Here is a 2264-nt window from a genome sequence, read left to right as displayed (position 1 = left end):
CCCATTACGAGACGGTGGCGGGTGATGTGGTGGTGCCGATCGGGGCGCCGGTGTGGAACACCCGCACGTATGTGCTCGATGCGCGGTTGCGCCCGGTGCCGGTGGGGGTGGCGGGGGAGTTGTATATGGCGGGTGTGCAGTTGGCCCGCGGCTATCAGGGTCGGGCGGATCTGACGGCGGACCGGTTCGTCGCGAATCCCTTCGCGGGCGCGACGGCGGGGGAGGACGCCGGTTCACGGTTGTATCGGACCGGCGACTTGGTGCGGTGGAACCGGGACGGTGATCTCGAATATTTGGGGCGCACCGATTTCCAGGTGAAACTCCGTGGTCTGCGGATCGAGTTGGGTGAGATCGAGTCGGCGCTGACCGCGCAGGACACGGTGGCGCAGGCCGTGGTGATCGTGCACGAGAGCGACCTCGGTCAGCAGTTGGTCGGCTATGTGGTGCCCGCGGACGGGCACACGGTAAACACGGAGGCGGTGCGCGAGGCCGCCGGGCAGTCGCTGCCCCGGTATATGGTGCCGGATGTACTGATGGTCCTCGACGTGTTGCCGCTCAACAGTTCCGGAAAACTCGATCGGAAGGCGTTGCCGGCGCCGGAGTTCACGGTCCGGGTGTTCCGGGCGCCGACGAATCCGGTCGAGGAGACCGTGGCCGGGGTATTCGTCGAGGTGTTGGGTGTGGACCGGGTCGGGTTGGATGACGATTTCTTCGCTCTGGGTGGTAACTCGTTGATCGCGACCCGGGTGACCGCCCGGTTGGGTGCGGCGCTCGACGCCCGGGTGCCGGTGCGGGAGTTGTTCGAGGCGTCGACGGTGGAGGCGTTGGCGGTGCGTCTCGAACGGCATGCGGGGCAGGGTGGCCGTCCGGCGCTGGTGGCAGGTCCGCGGCCGGGGCGGGTGCCGGTGTCGTTGGCGCAGCAGCGGATGTGGTTTTTGAACCGGTTCGATCCGGGTTCGGCGGCATACAATATTCCGTTGGCGATCCGGTTGACGGGCGAGTTGGATGTGGCGGCGCTGGGTGCGGCGGTGACCGATGTGTTGGTCCGGCACGAGGCGTTGCGGACGGTGTTCCCGGATTCGGAGCAGGGTCCGTCGCAGGTGATCGTGCCGGTCTCGCAGGTTCCGGTGGATCTGACTCCGGTGCCGGTGGCCGGTGAGGACGAGCTGCGTGATTGTGCGGCGAGGTTGTTGACCGGTGGGTTCGATGTGGCCGCCGGGGTACCGATTCGGGGCGGACTTTTCCGGGTCTCGGACTCCGAGCATGTGCTGGCCATGGTGGTGCACCATATTTGTGCGGACGGGTTCTCGACGGCGCCGTTGGCCCGGGATGTGGTGGTGGCGTATGCGGCCCGGTGTGCCGGGCACGAGCCGGGGTGGGCGCCGCTACCGGTGCAGTACGCGGATTACACGTTGTGGCAGCAGGAAGTGCTGGGGTCGGAGGACGATCCGGGATCGGCGCTCTCGCAGCAACTCGGCTACTGGTCGGGTGCGTTGGCGGGTTTGCCGGATGTGCTGGCGTTGCCGACGGATCGGCCGCGGCCGGCGGTGCGCTCGGGGATCGGTGGCACCGTCGAGTTCTCGGTGCCGGCGCCGACGGTGGTGCGGTTGCAGTCGTGGGCGCACGAGCGGGGTGCGACGCCGTTCATGGTGGTGCACGCGGCGTTGTCGGTGGTGTTGGCGAAGTTGTCCGGTACCACCGATATCGCGGTGGGGTCGCCGATCGCGGGCCGCGGCGAGGCGGCGCTCGATGATCTGGTGGGCATGTTCGTGAACACGTTGGTGCTACGGGCCGAGTGCGAGCCGAACCAGTCGTTCGCAGAGCTCGTGGATCGGGTGCGGGAGACCGATCTCGAGGCGTTCGCTCATGCGGATGTGCCGTTCGAGCGGTTGGTGGAGGAGCTGAATCCGATACGGTCGCAGTCGTTCTCGCCGCTGTTCCAGGTGATGTTGGCGTTCCAGAATTACACCCAGTCGGTTGTGGAGCTTCCGGGGTTGACGATCGCACCGCTCGAGGTCGAGTGGGAAGCGGCGCAGTTCGATCTGTCGATGACTCTCGGCGACGCGGACGGTGGCGGCGGGTATGTGGGGTCGCTGGCGTATGCGAGCGACATCTTCGATGCCGGCACGGCGGCGCAAATCGCGGAGCGGTTCGTCCGGGTGCTCGAGGCTGTTCTGGAAGATCCTACGGCGGCGGTGGGGGAGGTTTCGGTCCTCGGCGAGGCCGAGCGGCGCCGGGTGCTGTCGGAGTGGAACGACACCCGA

Annotated in this window: 1 protein-coding gene; it reads left to right on the top strand. The window is 67.4% G+C overall.

Annotation, left to right across the window (positions count from 1 at the left end; all coding sequences use genetic code 11):
* Window positions 1–2264 (top strand): condensation domain-containing protein (locus RM2_RS22965; protein ID WP_139277931.1); only part of this gene is annotated, 2264 nt, incomplete at both ends.

This window comes from Rhodococcus marinonascens NBRC 14363 (assembly GCF_001894885.1).
Lineage (GTDB): Bacteria > Actinomycetota > Actinomycetes > Mycobacteriales > Mycobacteriaceae > Rhodococcus_F > Rhodococcus_F marinonascens.
This window is presented reverse-complemented; position numbering and strand designations above follow the sequence as displayed.